Origin of the sequence: Maribacter ulvicola, from assembly GCF_900155985.1 — a bacterium.
Taxonomy (GTDB): domain Bacteria; phylum Bacteroidota; class Bacteroidia; order Flavobacteriales; family Flavobacteriaceae; genus Maribacter; species Maribacter ulvicola.
The window spans coordinates 414,171-429,925 of the sequence record NZ_FTMA01000002.1; the positions used below are offsets into that span (position 1 = coordinate 414,171).

17 protein-coding genes are annotated in these 15,755 nt (G+C 35.7%); 12 read left to right on the forward strand and 5 right to left on the reverse strand.

Features of this window, described 5'->3' with window-relative positions; all coding sequences use genetic code 11:
* The 3 genes from BW936_RS10585 to BW936_RS10595 are packed head-to-tail and all read right to left on the reverse strand — an operon-like array spanning position 1 to position 2,602.
* A complete protein-coding gene (locus BW936_RS10585; protein ID WP_076548352.1) occupies positions 1-663 on the reverse strand; it encodes an N-acetylmuramoyl-L-alanine amidase in 663 nt (220 codons plus the stop codon).
* Positions 663-1,085 (reverse strand): 3D domain-containing protein, encoded by a 423-nt coding sequence (locus BW936_RS10590; protein ID WP_076548353.1) that lies wholly within the window; start codon positions 1,083-1,085, stop codon positions 663-665. Before BW936_RS10590 ends, BW936_RS10585 begins: the two co-directional genes overlap by 1 nt.
* 5 nt (positions 1,086-1,090) lie before the next feature.
* Entirely contained in the window at positions 1,091-2,602 is a 1,512-nt protein-coding gene (locus BW936_RS10595) for an FG-GAP-like repeat-containing protein (protein WP_076548354.1), read from the reverse strand.
* A 107-nt stretch (positions 2,603-2,709) separates the two neighbouring features.
* On the opposite strand from BW936_RS10595, the gene BW936_RS10600 reads away from it, so the two are divergent.
* Positions 2,710-3,114 carry a DUF2452 domain-containing protein gene (locus BW936_RS10600; protein WP_076548355.1) on the forward strand — a complete coding sequence of 135 codons (405 nt, stop codon included), beginning with the start codon at positions 2,710-2,712 and terminating at the stop codon, positions 3,112-3,114.
* A 36-nt stretch (positions 3,115-3,150) separates the two neighbouring features.
* Positions 3,151-4,485 carry a serine hydrolase domain-containing protein gene (locus BW936_RS10605; RefSeq protein WP_076548356.1) on the forward strand — a complete coding sequence of 445 codons (1,335 nt, stop codon included), beginning with the start codon at positions 3,151-3,153 and terminating at the stop codon, positions 4,483-4,485.
* 466 nt (positions 4,486-4,951) lie between these two features.
* Here the strand turns inward: BW936_RS10605 and BW936_RS10610 are convergent, their stop codons facing one another.
* Entirely contained in the window at positions 4,952-5,794 is an 843-nt protein-coding gene (locus tag BW936_RS10610) for a 1,4-dihydroxy-2-naphthoyl-CoA synthase (RefSeq protein ID WP_076548413.1), read from the reverse strand.
* Between the two features lie 184 nt (positions 5,795-5,978).
* Between BW936_RS10610 and BW936_RS10615 the strand changes: the two genes are divergently transcribed.
* The 6 genes from BW936_RS10615 to BW936_RS10635 all read left to right on the forward strand — a co-directional run bounded on the left by BW936_RS10615 (position 5,979) and on the right by BW936_RS10635 (position 11,552).
* Complete coding sequence (locus tag BW936_RS10615; RefSeq protein WP_076548357.1) at positions 5,979-6,707, forward strand: phosphatase PAP2 family protein; 729 nt, start codon at positions 5,979-5,981, stop codon at positions 6,705-6,707.
* An 81-nt stretch (positions 6,708-6,788) separates the two neighbouring features.
* The gene (locus BW936_RS10620; protein ID WP_076548358.1) at positions 6,789-7,778 is read left to right on the forward strand and encodes a 2-hydroxyacid dehydrogenase; all 990 of its coding nucleotides are present in this window, start codon (positions 6,789-6,791) and stop codon (positions 7,776-7,778) included.
* Positions 7,779-8,055: 277 nt separating this feature from the next.
* The gene (locus BW936_RS20055; RefSeq protein WP_262493998.1) at positions 8,056-8,187 is read left to right on the forward strand and encodes a hypothetical protein; all 132 of its coding nucleotides are present in this window, start codon (positions 8,056-8,058) and stop codon (positions 8,185-8,187) included.
* Between the two features lie 70 nt (positions 8,188-8,257).
* Positions 8,258-8,983 carry a siderophore-interacting protein gene (locus BW936_RS10625; RefSeq protein ID WP_076548359.1) on the forward strand — a complete coding sequence of 242 codons (726 nt, stop codon included), beginning with the start codon at positions 8,258-8,260 and terminating at the stop codon, positions 8,981-8,983.
* Positions 8,984-9,400: 417 nt separating this feature from the next.
* On the forward strand, positions 9,401-10,354 hold the full coding sequence (locus BW936_RS10630; RefSeq protein ID WP_076548360.1) for an NAD(P)-dependent alcohol dehydrogenase: 954 nt from the start codon (positions 9,401-9,403) through the stop codon (positions 10,352-10,354).
* Between the two features lie 97 nt (positions 10,355-10,451).
* Positions 10,452-11,552 carry a polysaccharide lyase family 7 protein gene (locus BW936_RS10635; protein WP_076548361.1) on the forward strand — a complete coding sequence of 367 codons (1,101 nt, stop codon included), beginning with the start codon at positions 10,452-10,454 and terminating at the stop codon, positions 11,550-11,552.
* Between the two features lie 29 nt (positions 11,553-11,581).
* Here BW936_RS10635 and BW936_RS10640 read toward each other — a convergent pair whose 3' ends face one another.
* Positions 11,582-12,601 carry a Kelch repeat-containing protein gene (locus BW936_RS10640; protein ID WP_076548362.1) on the reverse strand — a complete coding sequence of 340 codons (1,020 nt, stop codon included), beginning with the start codon at positions 12,599-12,601 and terminating at the stop codon, positions 11,582-11,584.
* Positions 12,602-12,809: 208 nt separating this feature from the next.
* Between BW936_RS10640 and thiM the strand changes: the two genes are divergently transcribed.
* Genes thiM through thiD form a run of 4 tightly spaced genes read left to right on the forward strand, consistent with a single transcriptional unit; the run spans position 12,810 to position 15,664 of the window.
* Positions 12,810-13,601: a hydroxyethylthiazole kinase gene (gene thiM, locus BW936_RS10645; protein WP_076548363.1), complete on the forward strand. Its 792-nt coding sequence runs from the start codon at positions 12,810-12,812 to the stop codon at positions 13,599-13,601.
* Entirely contained in the window at positions 13,594-14,235 is a 642-nt protein-coding gene (gene thiE, locus BW936_RS10650) for a thiamine phosphate synthase (protein ID WP_076548364.1), read from the forward strand. Before thiM ends, thiE begins: the two co-directional genes overlap by 8 nt.
* The gene (tenA, locus tag BW936_RS10655; RefSeq protein WP_076548365.1) at positions 14,214-14,867 is read left to right on the forward strand and encodes a thiaminase II; all 654 of its coding nucleotides are present in this window, start codon (positions 14,214-14,216) and stop codon (positions 14,865-14,867) included. The genes thiE and tenA overlap by 22 nt, the downstream gene beginning before the upstream one ends.
* Positions 14,855-15,664, forward strand: coding sequence for a bifunctional hydroxymethylpyrimidine kinase/phosphomethylpyrimidine kinase (thiD, locus tag BW936_RS10660; protein ID WP_076548366.1), 810 nt, complete (start codon positions 14,855-14,857; stop codon positions 15,662-15,664). Before tenA ends, thiD begins: the two co-directional genes overlap by 13 nt.
* Positions 15,665-15,755: the final 91 nt, after the last annotated feature.

Sequence of the window (15,755 nt, forward strand, 5' to 3'; positions counted from 1 at the left end):
CTATTGTTTTTTTGGTAACTCATTAAATTCTAAATTCTTCACGGCCTTTCTAACGTTAGCCATAAACTCAGTTCCTGGATCTGTTTTAACAGTTCTATAGCCTTCATCAATTTCTAGCCAAAGTGGATGATTTTCAAAAAGGGTGTATTCATAATGGCCTATTAAGTAGTCAATATCATATTTCTCCTTTAAATACTTCACCAACCATATATTAGATTTTAATTGCGCTTTTGTTAAGGGTAACTCTTTGGTACCACCAACGTTCTCCACACCGATAGCACAATGGTTAAGACCAATAACATGGCGTGCCATGGTAGTTTCTGGCAATAACCGATAAATAGTACCGTCTCTATCTACCATAAATTGAGAAGACACATTTAAGCCACTTACATTTTTAATATCCGGTCTCCAGTTTGGTAAAGTAACCGGGTCAAAAGTTTTGAAAGACTTTTCAAATGTAGGTATGACCGTCCAATGCAGTACAATCATTTTAGGTTCAATTTTAGGAGAATCTTGCACAAGTCCGTATCTATTTTGAAGATATTCAAGAGTCAATATTTTACGTTCCTCATTAAATGTAATAGGATGCTCCACAATGGTTTTTGTAGAAGAACAAGCAGATAAAATACAGACTAATACCAGATAAAATATAGGTTGTTTCATTATTTAATACGTTCAATGCTATCTTTTTCAACGGCATAGGTTATGGTTATTTTCTTTCTTCCCCATTCTTTTGCTAGCTTGATATTTTCACCCATGTAAATATCAATACGGTTACGCCAACGAGAATGCATTTTATCTTTTACTAAATAAACACCCTCAAAGGTATCTATCTTCACCATGGTGTTATAGCTTAATCCTTTCTTTAATAAATCTCTAGAAACGGCGATCCATTTTTGACCAGGTTTTATAGAATCTCCCCAAGCTGTAATTGCCGGGTGCTCATAAGACGTTTGGTACGGAAGAGAATTATAGGCAGTTGCCGTAACTTCTAAAGGAACCCAATTATACTTGTCATTCACAGGTTTTTCTGAACAGCTAAAAGCTATGGACAAGAAAACTACAATGAACAATTGTTTTATCATACCTACTAATGTAGCTTATTTTCTAAAATTAATAGGTCGGTATAACTTTCCTTCCAGGCTTCTTCTAAATATTCTGGCACGGGAGTAAAAGAATAATTTAAAGCGCTTAGTACCAAATCATCATCGCCATCATGATCAATATCGGCAGCATCCATCAAAAACCACCTACCCATATTGGTGTCTGCAAAGTGTTCAGAAGTAAAAGAATATGTAGCGCTTTCCTCATTTTTTAGATACACCAAATTATAATCCGGATGCTTTTCATAGTCAGGAAAAGTTGCCAGTAAGGCAAAGTCTACATCGCCATCTTTATCAAAATCATTGGCAATAACCCTTGTGGCACCATTTAAAGGATAGAAGTAGGTTTCCTTAAAATTATTAGTGCCATCATTTAAGTGAATACGCATGCCGTGGTAAGGTTTATGAATAATAGATTTATCGGCATTATCACCATTTACGGTAACAATATCATCAAATCCGTCCCCATTATAATCCACCAGTTCAAACCAACTAGAACCATACACAGGATTAAAACGCAATACTTTTTCTATATCAAAGTTTAAATTTTCTTTCTGATACAAAAAATAGATTGCTTCATCACCTTGTGCAGCCATAACCACCAGATCATCTTTTCCGTCGTTATTCACATCCTTGGAGATAACCCGTATAGTCCCTGGTACATTTAATAGCGTTTTGTTATTATAAAATCCGTATGCATCCTTTTCTAGTAGTGTCAACTTACCTTTAAGGTTCCCAAATTCACTTATAATTATTTCTTCATTACCGTTATTATTTAAATCGGTATATAAGGTATGTACCGGTCTGTGTAGGGAATCTTGTAAAACGGCGGTAGCACTTCCATTTCTTATAACTGCTTTTCCCCTAGGTATTTCATTGGGATCCATAACTCCCATATTGGTCACAAAAATACGATCTCCTATAATTCTTGCATCGGTAATGGCAAAATTAAAATTACTCAATAATTCATTTTTTTGTGTATCTAAATTATAAGCGGAAAGTACGCCCCTCCTATCACCCGTTAATATCTTATGATGTAGTGTATCTATCTTTAAAAAAGTATATAAATTACCTTTTACACTATCTAGAGTTATCGGTTTTGTATTAAATTGAGAAAGCTCAGCATTTTCTATTTTAATCGGATTGTTTACTACACTATCAGGTGCCATACGAAGAATGTAGTCTACCAGTAAATTCCAATCTTCTTCTTTAATAATAGGTCTGCTAGGATAAATTCCGGTTTTTATAATAGCAATTTGCTCATCAAAAGAATGTTTGTAATAGGGATGGTGTTCCGGTGTTATGATTCCTAAACGTGCTCCCATTTCTGGAAGTACATTATTTTTCCAAATATGTTTGGGCAAATCATTGATATTCGGCGCAATATGGCAACTGGCACAATAGGTTTTATAAAGTACCACTTCCTTCTTACGTTTCTCTGTGTTACACGATACAATTAAGCATAGCGAAATAAAATAGATGACAGATTTAAAATCCATTAAAATTTGATAGTTTTATTAAATTTGGAATTGAAGAATGGAAGATACCTATACCTCTATAATCTAGCAAGATATAAATGCTTGCTTTTCTTTAAATTTGTAAGGCTATGAAAAAAGAAAAGAAACCAGATAACGTAGTTTTTAACGAGGACACACAAGAGTATCACGGAAAACTATCCCCTTTTGCTACGGGAGTATCAGCTCCAAAAATTACGCCACCAGACGTTACTTCGTGGAAAAACACCCATATAGTAAGTGCCAATAATCAATTTAAGGCGCAATATGAAGCCCTACAGGCAACGTATAAAAAACTTATGGATAATTTTGAATATAACAACCTTGTCTATAGTGCTAAATTTAGCTTTGAACCCATTGTTGGTAAAGCATACCACCTTTACAAAGCCAAAGATGAAAGTACATTTCTATCCTTGATCTTACCTCAAGAATGTAATTTTAACCATATAGGTAGCTTTAGGTTAACCGCTGATAAAACGTGGGAAAAACTGGAGTAATACACCACCAACAATTAAGTAAAGAACACGATAATAATGAAGAAAATAAAATTACTTCTTGGAATAATTTTAGTAAGTATCATTGCCGCGGCATATTTTAATTATCCAAAACTAAATTTAATTTCTGGCTATGCCTCTAAAAACATGGCATCCAGTGTTTTTATTGCAAATAGGGATAAAGACGATATTACATTGAATGACAATAACATGCCAATGATTAAATTGGCAGATTCTGAGTTGTCAAATGAGAAAAAATCTGCATCTGCCACGGTATACGGACTCATGCCAAGAACTGCCGTCTATAAAGAGGGACTTGGTGCTGTACTTACCAATAAAGAGTTTTCCAAGCATAATTTCCATATTGTCCCCAATAGATTTAAAGTAAAAGACACCCTGCCTTTCCCCTATGGTAACAACGGAACTATAGATACTGTTTTAGAAAATGTTGCTTATGATATATTAGAAGTGGCATTCGAAAATGCTTTTCTAGATCCTGAACAAAAAACAAGATCTCTTTTAGTAGTTCATAAAGACCAAATCATTGGTGAGCGCTACATTCAAGGATTTTCTAAGGATACCAAAATTCTAGGGTGGTCCATGACCAAAAGTATTTTAGCTACGCTTTATGGTATTTTGGAGTATAAAGATAAAATTGATTTGGAGTACAAACCATTTTCTAATGAGATACGAATGAAGAATCAGAAAATGAACATTACGCTAAACCATTTATTACGAATGCAAAGCGGATTGGAATGGGAAGAGAACTATTTTAAAATCTCTGATGTTACCCGTATGTTATTCTTAGATTCTGATATGACCTTGGCACAGCGAAATAAGAAAATTGTAGCCCCACCTACAGAAATTTGGAACTATTCTTCTGGTACCACCAACTTACTTTCAGGAATTCTACGAGAGCAATTTAATTCGCATCAAACTTATTTAGACTTCCCCTATAAAGAATTGATCGATAAAATAGGGATGAACTCTATGCTTTTAGAGACCGATTTAACAGGAAACTATATATTATCTTCTTACGGATGGGCAACCACTAGAGATTGGGCAAAATTTGGATTGCTATACTTGAATAAGGGAGATTGGAACGGTAATCGCATCTTTTCAGAATCTTGGTCAGACTATGTTTCTAAGCCAACCATTAATTCTAACGGAACCTACGGAGCACACTTTTGGTTGAATGCCGAAGGAAAATATGAAGACATTCCTACAGATCTATATTCGGTTAACGGATTTCAAGGGCAACGCATCTTTATAATTCCATCAAAAGATTTGGTAGTCGTAAGAACCGGGTTAAAAGAACAAACGGATGAACAATTCAATACCCTATTAAAAGAAATCATAGCATCTATTCGATAAAAGGGTCTAAATTTTAACCTTTTCTACACAATACCACATATTTGATGCAGTTCACAACAGAATCCTCTTGTCTGGCAACAATAGTTTCAAAGAAGGTTAAATGATATATACATTTACAGTGTTATTAAAAACGACATAAAGATTTTTCATTTTCATATAGTGTTCTCGTAAAAGAGTCTGATCTTCACAGATCGGACTCTTTTTAGTTACAGGTGTTTCAGTGCTCAGTATTCTGTATTCAGTTGACAGTGCTCAGTAGACGGTGATCAGTTCTCAGGTGAAAAGTAGGAAGTAAAAAGTGCTAAGCCCTTAGCCTAAAAAAGTTCATTTTTCCTTTTGGAGAAATGAACTTTTTTAATACAACCATCAACGGACAACCATCAACGGACAACCATCAACGGACAACCATCAACGGACAACCATCAACGGACAACCATCAACGGACAACCATCAACGGACAACCAACTTACGGTAGCCATTTATTCTTTCCAAAATCAGGTTTACGTTTTTCCAAGAATGCATTTCTACCTTCTTTTGCTTCTTCGGTCATGTAGGCTAATCTTGTTGCTTCACCTGCAAATACTTGCTGACCTACCATTCCGTCATCGGTTAGGTTCATAGAGAACTTTAGCATTTTTATAGAAGTAGGTGATTTCTCCAATACTTCTTGTGCCCATTGAAAAGCGGTATTTTCTAATTCATCATGAGGTATAACGGCATTTACCATACCCATTTCAAAAGCATCTTGCGCAGAATAGTTTCTTCCTAAAAAGAATATTTCTCGAGCTTTTTTCTGTCCCACCATTTTAGCCAAATAAGCAGATCCGTATCCACCGTCAAAGCTGGTAACATCGGCATCGGTTTGTTTAAAAATAGCGTGTTCTTTACTCGCCAATGTCATATCGCAAACCACATGCAAACTATGTCCGCCACCAACGGCCCAACCCGGCACTACGCAAATAACCACCTTTGGCATAAAACGAATCATTCGTTGTACCTCTAGAATATTCAAACGGTGTTGACCATCTTGACCAACATAGCCTTTCTCTCCTCTAGCTTTCTGATCCCCACCAGAACAGAAAGACCATATGCCGTCTTTAGTAGAAGGACCTTCTGCAGAAAGCAGAACCACTCCAATAGAAGTATCTTCTTGAGCATCATAAAACGCCTTAATAAGTTCACTTGTAGTATGTGGTCTAAAGGCATTACGCACGTTAGGCCTGTTAAACGCTATACGGGCAACGCCGTCACATTTCTTATAGGTAATATCATCAAATTCTATCGCTGTTTTCCAGTTTGGTGATTTCATAATTTCTAACAATTCTATTATCGTATAAAGATAAGGGTTCATGGTATACTCGTCCAAATTAGAATAGTACGTAGCATCATAAAGAATGGACAGGTTAACTCTATCGAGTCAGTTATCCATTTGTTTGAAACACTACTTTTATCCAATAACTGCTATGTTTACGGCTAAATAAATAGTGCGTTTCATGAAACAATCCCTTTTTGCATTTATAAAATCGCTTCGTGAATTTTTAGCGAATAAATTAAACCAGTATAACACTACATTACCCTATGTAATTACCGTGATTATTGCGCTTATCATAGTTGTTGGTGGTATAAATATATTTGTAGAATTAACAGAAACCTTAAAGACAGAAACCCTTGCCACTTATGATACGGCAATTACGGATTATGTAATTTCTTACCGCACTCCTACTCTTACGCGCTACTTTAAATTTATGACCCATGTTGGTGATATTTATGGCTATTTAATAGTACTAACTGCTTTTCTGTTAGTCTCTCTTCTTGTTTTTAAACGATGGAAATATGTGTTGCAGGCATCCTTAGTTTTGGCATTGGCCACTATCTCTAACATGATGTTAAAACGATTTATTGATCGCGCAAGACCTGGAATAGAACATTTGGTCTCTGTAGAAACTTTGAGTTACCCAAGCGGTCACGCAATGAGTGCAATGGCGTTCTACGGATTTCTAATTTTTCTGGTCACCAAGTTCACTATGCATAAAGTGATGAAATATGTATTGATTATCGCTTTAATAACAATCATTTTAAGCATTGGTATAAGCAGAATTTATTTAGGTGTTCATTTTCCTTCGGATATAGCAGGCGGATTCATTGCTGGAATCATATGGGTGGTGTTCTGCGTATTGGTATTTGACTTAATTCAGTTATTTAGAAGAGATCCACAAACTTAAACTAGAAACATGATAATTGTCATTTAATTTAAGCATGTTTTAAGTAATTTCAGCCCAAAATAAAAGAGCAATTATATCTATATGAAAATAGCCGTTTTTAGCACAAAATCTTATGACCAAGAATATTTTGAAAAGTACAATGATAAATATAACTATAGCTTTTCATTCTATGAAACTGCTCTAAATGTAGATACTGCTAAACTAACTACAGGAAATGATGTCGTTTGCGTATTTGTTAATGATGTAGTAGATAAAGCTACTATAAAAGTGTTGGCATCAAATGGTGTAAAGTTGATAGCGTTGCGTTGTGCAGGATATAACAATGTAGATTTAGAAGCCGCTGAAAATCATAATATTAAAGTGGTAAGAGTACCGGCTTATTCACCAGAGGCAGTTGCTGAACATGCTTTGGCGCTAATCCTAACCTTAAATAGAAAAACTCATAAGGCTTATAACCGAGTAAGAGAAGGCAACTTTTCCCTAAAAAATCTGATTGGTTTCAACCTGAATACAAAAACTATTGGTGTTATTGGAACGGGGAAAATTGGAGCTACCTTCTGTAAAATATTAAATGGTTTTGGATGTAAAATTATTGCTTATGACATTGCAGAAAACGAAGAGGTGGTGGCAATGGGCGTTGAATTTTTGTCTTTAGAAGAAGTGTGTGCGCAAGCCGATATCATTTCGCTGCATTGCCCATTGAACAAGCATACAAAACATATTGTCAACAAAGAATCTATCGCTACAATGAAAGATGGTGTTATGATAATTAACACGAGTAGAGGCGCTTTAATCAATACTGCCGATACTATTGAAGGGCTCATTAAAAAGAAAATTGGATACTTAGGTATTGACGTATATGAACAAGAAGAAAACCTTTTCTTTGAAGATTTATCCGAACATATCATTCAAGATGAGCAAATATTAAGACTAATGAGTTTCCCTAATGTATTAATTACTTCTCACCAAGCATACTTTACCAAAGAAGCTATGGACCAAATAACCACAATTACCTTAGAGAATATCAAGGCTTTTGAAAATGGCAACGAATTGATCAATGTGGTGAAGTAAACGTAAATAGGTTTTATTAAATTAATTACCTGTATGAAACTATATACTTACCTTTTGTAGTGAAATAGCGTATTTTATTCCTCCTGGAGCGGTATTAAAAATGTAATCCTAAAAGGAAATCCCCCATATATTCTTTCATGATATTGATAATCCTAGTAGTTTTGAGTGCCTAGATGTGACTACCTTTTTTTTGCTGGAATTATTGAAATAGAGGATCACTATCCTACGCATCCACCTAAAATTCATTTTTTTTGCAGGGCTAATAGTTACGGAGGGAATGGTCCTTGCCCGAATTTATGAGGAAATCAAAGCCAGCGCTCTTAATATAGCCTCAGGTTATGAAAAAGCAGCGGGCAGGGCTCCTAATTCGCTTTTTGAAATGATTTCTGATTTTAAGAATAATAATTAGTTTCATACAATGGCAACATATATATTGTTTAATCAATCGGCATTTTGCTATAATTTTTGAGTAATTGGATATGGGAATAGTTGAAACCATTATAAAAAAGGTCTTGGAAAAGGGAACTATTATAGAGAAAATAAAACTGTCAACATCGGTATATAAAATTCGTATTCAGAGTGATGCCGTTGCATCTTATGACTTTGTTCCAGGTCACTTTATAAGGTTAGGTGTTGGTATTGGGCAAGATGAAACTTCCATGAAAGACAAGGTCAGAAGCTATAGTGTTTGGGATATAAACAAACAAAATAATACCATAGATGTAGCTATTGCAACACATAGTCATGGTATAGGTGCAAAATGGATAGAAAATTGTAACCTCAATGATACGGTGCATTTCAAGTGGAAAAAAGGGAAGTTTTTAATTGATGATTCTGCCGATAGTTATTTGATGATCGGTGATTTATCTGCTCTATCTCACCTATATATCATTAACCGAAATCTACCGGATTATAAACAGGTTAAGAGCATTATTTACAGTCAAAACAGTACTGATTTTTTTGCCGATGTTAATGGGTCAAATCCGTTTGATTTTCATGTGATGAGTGAAAACCCATCCACAGAAATTATCCAAAAACTTAATAGCATAATACCTGAGATGAAAGGCGATACTATGGTGTATATTGCTGGTGATAGTCGCGTTTGTATTGCGTTGACCAATTATTTCAGAAAAGAATTGAATTGGAGTACCAAACAGATAAAAACAAAACCTTTCTGGAATCCTGATAAAAAGGGATTGGAATAATTGACATATAGAAAAGGTACTTAATCCATATCCATGATCTTAAAAGTTCGTCCCGTTCTCTTTAATATAACCAACTATTAGTGCCGTGGATAATCATAGAACTTGTTAGACATGTGAAACTAGCCTAAACAGAAAAGGTGTATTTGGTAATAGGTAATGCAGAAAAACAGACTAACAATGATAGTTTGGCAGAATTATAGTTTTTTCATTAGGTAAATTTATACAACACCTTTTATTTGATGAAACCAGTGCTTTAATAGCAAAAATAGACTTGCCTGGGATTGCCCATGCAAACTTCGTCTTCAATGTCATTGGTCATTGTTCATTGTTCATTGTTCAAGAAATGATATTTTTGAGTACAACAGTGTGTATCAGTCAGATATGAATATTGAAAAGAAACTTGAATAATTAAACCTCATGAAAGCGTTTACCAGAAAAAAATACGGAGGACCAGAAGTACTGCAATTAGAAGAAGTTGCTAAACCGGTTCTAAAGGACAATCATATTTTGGTGAAGGTAATGGCAAATTCTATTAATCCGGCAGATTTGCATTTACTGCGAGGAAAACCCCTTATTACCAGACTTTCATTAGGGCTCTTTAAACCAAAAAACAAAATTCTAGGGGCTGATTTTTCTGGAGCTATAGAAGAAACTGGAAATGGTGTAGGAAGCTTTAAGGTTGGCGACCACGTATTTGGTGAAATGTTAGGAGGTGCATTTGCAGAATATGCCTGTATTCCAGTCAATGTATGTGCTAAAATGCCAGTAACTATCAATTTCTCAATTATGGCAAGTATTTCTGTTGCGGGTTTAACCGCATACCAAGCACTTATTACACACGGAAAAATTAAAAAAGGGGAATCGGTTTTAATAAATGGTGCTTCAGGTGGCGTGGGCCATTTTGCAATACAAATAGCAAAAGCCTATGGAGCAAAGGTCACGGCAGTTTGTTCCTCAAGAAATATCGCCTTTGTACAAACTATTGGCGCAGATAAAGTCATGGCTTATAATCTGGTTAATGTGCACGAGCATAATGGTAGTTATGATGTAATTATTGATATCCACGGAAATCTAAATCATTCCGATTATAAAAGAATGGGTAAAAGGGGTGTCATGATCGGTTTTACTACTATGAGGCACATGCTTTCTGTTCTATTAAAAAAGGCTTTTAGTAAATTTCCTTTGACCCATTTTACCGCTAAAGCCAATACCCAAGATTTAAACATATTGGCATTGCTTGTAAAAGAAGGCAAGATGAAAGCGCATATAGAAAAGACTTTTTTATATCCTGAAATACCAGATGCTATAGCGCATATTGAGCAAAGGCGAACACGTGGTAAAGTGGTAATGACCTGGAGTAATGGTCATTAGTTAGCAGAAACTTTACCAATATGCAACAGGATTATTTTATCGATATGGTAAAAATCCTGAAATCTATTCATATCTTATAGGTTTATACTTAAGAAAAATGAAAAAATACACCATTGCCTTAGCATCATTACTATTTCTTTTTTGTTGTACAAGCTGCAAGAATACTAGTAAAAGGACCACTGATTCCACCGAAAATACATCCAAAGAAAATGAGCCGGACAAAACCGTGTACGCAAGTGACGTTATTCCGTTTTTCAATGATTGGAAATTGATTTTGGGTGATGGCTCTAATGCAGGCATCGCCAATGATTTTGAAAATAAAGATTACTTCTATACCACTAATGATGGCAAAGATGATTGGGTCGTTTTTAAAGCTCCCAATGGTGGTAATACACATGGCACATCTAACAATACAAGAACAGAATTGGCACAGATTAAAAAGTGGTATCCAGAAACAGCAGACGACAAATTGACGGCAACACTTAAAGTGATGAACGTTTCTACCACGGGTGATGCTCGTGTTGCGGCTACTCACGCGGTAGTAGTTGGTCAAATTCATAGTGCCGATGCATTTGAGAACGAACCTTTGAAAATATTCTACAAGAAATACCCAGGACAAACAAAGGGTTCTGTATTCTGGCATTATGAAATTAATACGGCTGGCGATGATAATACAGGTAGATGGGATTATTCATCGGCAGTTTGGGGCAACGACTTTTCTGTAGTCGGTGAAACGGCAAATTCGTATCCTACAGAGCCAGAAGATGGTATTGCATTGGGCGAAGAATTCAGTTATGAGGTTGTCGTAAAAGACGGCATCATGAGCTTGAAATTTATGAGTGAGGGACATGAAACCAAAACATTTACCAAAAATTTATTGGAATCTGAATATACTACAAAAGCAGCCATCCCAGAGCAAACCAAGAAATTATTCTTCCCTATAGGTCAAGATGGTGTGGAACGAAAAAAAGCATATACTGGCGAAGGTTGTTTCTTTAAGTTAGGAGCATATAATCAAACCAATGGAAAATCCCCAAGTGAAAATAGGAACTGGTGCTCAGGTGCAGAAACGCATGGTGGCGATATTCAAAAGCAATATGCAGATGGTAACTACGCAGAAGTTTGGTTCAAAACAGCAAGTATATGTGTAAGTGATGCAGCCGTTTCCAATGAAGGGTATTTTACCAAAAACGATTAATAATATATGAGTAATTTATTTTGGTCATATTACTTTTCCACAATTTTAAACTCAAGCTTTTCAATTTTAGTAGTGATTTCTGATTTGCCATTCTTAATGGTATACCCACCTACTAAATAATACTCATTATTATATGTAACTAATTGAGCACTTCTACGACTTTCATAGAACGGAGTGCTCATTGTGCCAAAAGTATTGGTAACAATATTATAGTAGAAAAAATTTAAAGTTGACGGGTCAGAGATTATATTACCTTCACTATCACCTGTAGGTACACCTCCTAATCCAAAAATGAAATAATCGCCGTATTGACAAGCTACACTTTCATCTAAGTGATTTTCTGTTCCAAAGTTGCTAATCGTTTCAAAAGAAGTGAAATCATCATTGAACTTAGATATCTTCATACTTTCCCAACCACTTAAACTTACAATATAATTTATTTCATTTACGGTAAATGCATTTGTTGAAATGGGATACCAACCACCGTCATTAGTATAAGTACTATGTATATTCAATTCATTGGTCAATAAATCATAGATAAAAATATTTTCTTTGCCATTAATTTGATCTACAAAATAAACTGCGTCGTCTTCTTCAATATAGAAACCTTCCTTTGAAAAAATACCAAATGTATTGGTCAGTGTTTTTATCTTTTCCCAGTTTGCCATTTCAAAATCATACACATATAATCCATTTCTTATAAGCCTATGCCATTTATTATTGCGAATAAAATTTATACCTAATTCAAAACTAGAGTCAGGAGTATCTACATCTGTTGCATGCAAACTCCAAGTATTGGTAGAAAACTCAAACATATAAGTTTCATCTTCTGCAGTTGCATACATCTTATCTTCATGTACAAAACAAGAGCTGAAACTTTTGCCAAGAGTATCTTCAACCAATGTCGCGCGTACGAAATCAAGTCCTTCTATAACTTCCTTTTCCTCGACAGTAGTATCGATAACAATACCATCTTCTTCTGTATCAGAAGAACAGGAAAATGTTAAAAATGTCAATAACAATAAGATGCTTTTAATGATAATTTTCATAACTATTTAGTTTCCAATAATATGGTTGATGCTGGTTTGCAACAACTTTAATTAAACGGAATAAAGTTGTGATTATTTCAAAGGAAAAAGTATCTCGTTAATAACTTATTACAATGGTAATATGATAATGTTTTTTATATTTTTTAAAATAGCGAACTTAGTTGATTACATTTATATATGAAATGTATCGCTAAAAACGACTATCATAATGAGCAGTATTGCATCGGTATTACAACAAATTAGATCCCAAAGTCCTTTAGTACATAACATCACCAATTATGTGGTCATGAACAATACCGCCAATGCATTGTTAGCTGTAGGTGCATCACCTGTTATGGCACATGCCAAAGAAGAAGTAAAAGACATTGTTACTATTTCCTCTTCCTTGGTTATTAATATGGGTACGCTTAGTGAAAAATGGGTAGAAAGTATGCTTATGGCTGCCGAACAAGCAAAATTAACCAAAACTCCGTTTGTATTTGATCCTGTCGGTGTTGGCGCATCGGCCTATAGAACAGAAGTGGCACAAATGATTCTAAAAGCTGCTACGCCTAATGTTATACGTGGAAATGCATCTGAAATTATGGCGTTGGCAAAATTGACGAATTCTACAAAGGGAGTTGATAGTACTATGGATACGCAAGATGCTATTGAAGGCGCAACCCTACTAGCAGAGAAATTTAAGAATACGGTAGTTATTAGTGGTGCAACAGATTATATCATCACCGGAGATACCGTTAGTAAGATTGAAAACGGGAATCCCCTTATGGCTAGAATCACCGGTATGGGCTGTACGGCAACTGCAATGATTGGTGCCTGTTTAGGTGTAGAAGAAAATGCACATTTGGCGGCAACTGCGGCAATGGCAATTATGGGAGTATCGGGAGATATGGCGAATAAAAAAAGTGTAGGACCGGGTAGTTTTCAAATGAATTTTTATGACAGCTTGTATGATATTACTCCAGATATTTTAGCCGCAAAAGTGAAGACCAATGCCTAAAGTGGACTACACCTTAATGTATGTAACCGATGATAGTATAAAACAGGATAACACCTTTTTTAACATTCTGGAAACGGCGTTGTTGGGTGGCGCAACCATCATTCAATTACGGGAGAAAACTTGTGATACGGTTACTTTTTACCAACGCGCTTTGCGATGTAAAGCATTGTGTGACAAATATAATATTCCACTGATAATTAATGACCGATTGGATATAGCTCTTGCCATAAATGCTGATGGCGTACATATTGGTCAGGCAGATATGCCATACAGTGTTGCACGTAAATTATTGGGCAATAGTAAGATTATTGGACTTTCTGTAAGTACCAAAGTACAAGCGGTTCAGCCCAATGCACAGGCGGCAGATTATATTGGCATCTCCCCAATATTTTCAACGAAAACCAAAAAGACAGATTTAGCTAAGCCCTTGGGTATTCTGGGGCTGAAAGAAATACGGGAATTATACAACAAGCCAATTGTCTGCATTGGAGGAATCCATAAAGGCAACGCACAAGAAATTATAGCTAATGGAGCTGACGGAATAGCAGTAGTTTCTGCCATTTCTAAAGCAGCACATCCTGAAGCGGCAACAAAAGAACTTAAAGAGATATTATGCAAGACTGGTACAAACTAGCAAGAGAACAGACAGATTATATTTTAGAAGCCATAAAAGAGCAGTCCTTTATCAAAGAGCTGATGAATGGCACGCTATCTACAGAAGTATTCCAATTTTATATTAATCAAGATGCCATGTATTTGGCGGAGTATAAAAAAGTACTGGCAGCCATTGGGGTAAAATGTGAGTACGCAGATGACACTCAATTTTTTTTAGATTCCGCCACGGGGATCATCAATGTGGAAAATGCGTTACATCAGATTTTTCTGAAAGATAATCAATTGGTACATGAGCCCTCTCCTACTTGCGAGTTGTACACCAGTTATTTAACGCGTATGGTAGCCAATCATTCATTAGAAGAAGCATTGGCTGCCGTACTGCCCTGCTTTACCATATACAAGGAGATTGGGGATTACATACAGGCGAACCAAACGAACAAAGCAGATAATCCGTATCAAGATTGGATAGATACCTATGGTGGCGAAGCATTTGCTGCCTCGGTTAATAATGCCATAGCCATAACTAACAAATACGCTGCCAACGCACCTGTTAATGTTTTAAAGAGAATGGAATCCGCCTTTGAAAAAGCATCAAAATTGGAATGGATGTTTTGGGACAGCGCCTATAATAAAGAAGCATGGAAGATATAAAAACGTCATATAAAAGTGTATTATCCATTGCCGGAAGCGATTCTGGTGGTTGTGCGGGTATACAGGCAGATATTAAAAGTATAAGTGCCTGCGGAGCCTATGCCGCTACAGTAATAACTGCCACTACCGCACAGAATACAACGGGAGTTACGGACATACACGCCATACCCATTTCTCATATAGAAAAGCAGTTAGATGTCGTGCTAAGTGATATCAACTTCGGAGCCATTAAAATTGGAATGCTCCATTCTTGTGAAGTAATTAAAGTAGTGCAAGATAAACTAGCGGAATACAAACTAAAGAACATTGTTTTAGACCCTGTAATGGTCACCACATCTGGTCATAAATTAATTACGGATGATGCTATTGAATGTCTAAAGAACTTTCTACCTAATGTACATTTAATTACGCCCAATATTCCAGAAGCAGAACTGTTGATCAATGAAAAAATTAATAGAAGCAATATGGAAGAAACGGCACAGAAAATTGGAAGGATCTACAAAACTTCGGTACTTCTTAAAGGCGGACATATAGAGGACAATAATGAAATGACGGATGTCTTTTACGTACATGACACAAGGAAAATAGAAACAATTACCAATCCAAGGATAAACACGAACAATACCCACGGTACAGGTTGTAGTCTTTCTTCAAGTATTGCCGCTTTTTTAAGTTTGGGCCAACCCATGGAAAAAGCTATTAAAAAAGGCTGTGCTTATGTCAATGAAGCCATAGCCGCTGGTCAGCTTAAAAGGCTAGGTCATGGCAATGGACCTATTAATCATTTTGGGCTGTAGGGAAATTTCTTATCAATTTAATGACATTCATTTCAGTTTTTTCGAATACTTAGTCTAGCACTAAATAAAATAATTCTATTTTCTTACGTAT

Coding starts and splice junctions, on each gene's coding strand:
- BW936_RS10595 (WP_076548354.1), bottom strand. CDS start 2,602: ATGGATTTTAAATCTGTCATCTATTTTATTTCGCTATGCTTAATTGTA.
- BW936_RS10590 (WP_076548353.1), bottom strand. CDS start 1,085: ATGATAAAACAATTGTTCATTGTAGTTTTCTTGTCCATAGCTTTTAGC.
- thiM (WP_076548363.1), top strand. CDS start 12,810: ATGAGCAGTATTGCATCGGTATTACAACAAATTAGATCCCAAAGTCCT.
- BW936_RS10620 (WP_076548358.1), top strand. CDS start 6,789: ATGAAAATAGCCGTTTTTAGCACAAAATCTTATGACCAAGAATATTTT.
- BW936_RS10600 (WP_076548355.1), top strand. CDS start 2,710: ATGAAAAAAGAAAAGAAACCAGATAACGTAGTTTTTAACGAGGACACA.
- BW936_RS10610 (WP_076548413.1), bottom strand. CDS start 5,794: ATGAAATCACCAAACTGGAAAACAGCGATAGAATTTGATGATATTACC.
- thiD (WP_076548366.1), top strand. CDS start 14,855: ATGGAAGATATAAAAACGTCATATAAAAGTGTATTATCCATTGCCGGA.
- BW936_RS10585 (WP_076548352.1), bottom strand. CDS start 663: ATGAAACAACCTATATTTTATCTGGTATTAGTCTGTATTTTATCTGCT.
- BW936_RS10625 (WP_076548359.1), top strand. CDS start 8,258: ATGGGAATAGTTGAAACCATTATAAAAAAGGTCTTGGAAAAGGGAACT.
- thiE (WP_076548364.1), top strand. CDS start 13,594: ATGCCTAAAGTGGACTACACCTTAATGTATGTAACCGATGATAGTATA.
- tenA (WP_076548365.1), top strand. CDS start 14,214: ATGCAAGACTGGTACAAACTAGCAAGAGAACAGACAGATTATATTTTA.
- BW936_RS10635 (WP_076548361.1), top strand. CDS start 10,452: ATGAAAAAATACACCATTGCCTTAGCATCATTACTATTTCTTTTTTGT.
- BW936_RS10630 (WP_076548360.1), top strand. CDS start 9,401: ATGAAAGCGTTTACCAGAAAAAAATACGGAGGACCAGAAGTACTGCAA.
- BW936_RS20055 (WP_262493998.1), top strand. CDS start 8,056: ATGGTCCTTGCCCGAATTTATGAGGAAATCAAAGCCAGCGCTCTTAAT.
- BW936_RS10615 (WP_076548357.1), top strand. CDS start 5,979: ATGAAACAATCCCTTTTTGCATTTATAAAATCGCTTCGTGAATTTTTA.
- BW936_RS10605 (WP_076548356.1), top strand. CDS start 3,151: ATGAAGAAAATAAAATTACTTCTTGGAATAATTTTAGTAAGTATCATT.
- BW936_RS10640 (WP_076548362.1), bottom strand. CDS start 12,601: ATGAAAATTATCATTAAAAGCATCTTATTGTTATTGACATTTTTAACA.